This is a genomic window from Zoogloea sp. LCSB751 (genome assembly GCF_002028455.1).
Lineage (GTDB): Bacteria > Pseudomonadota > Gammaproteobacteria > Burkholderiales > Rhodocyclaceae > Zoogloea.
In genome coordinates this window covers 1-264 of sequence record NZ_MWUM01000269.1, presented here as the reverse complement: position 1 = coordinate 264, position 264 = coordinate 1, and the positions used below count along the sequence as shown (strand labels likewise).

Below are 264 nucleotides of genomic sequence, written 5' to 3'. Positions count from 1 at the left end.
ACCGCAGCTTCATCGAGTAGGGCTTGCGATTTGAACCGCCCTTCCCAGAACCTGCCTGTGCAGTTATCTTCTTGATTTGCTTGCCTTGCAATCGGTTCGTTGAGGCAGCGCATAAACCATGAGATATCACATAATCGACTACGATAAAGGGCGATTGAGTGCTTTAATCGGTTGACCTCATGGGCTTCGACTAACTCACCTTTAGCGAATTTTTGCGTTAATTCATCGCCTTTAAACAACTTATGCCACTGCTCAAGCACTTCG

General features: G+C 46.6%; 1 pseudogene. It reads right to left on the bottom strand.

From position 1 onward, the window contains the following. A pseudogene (locus tag B4920_RS26610) lies at positions 1–264 on the bottom strand (transposase); the annotation flags it as partial.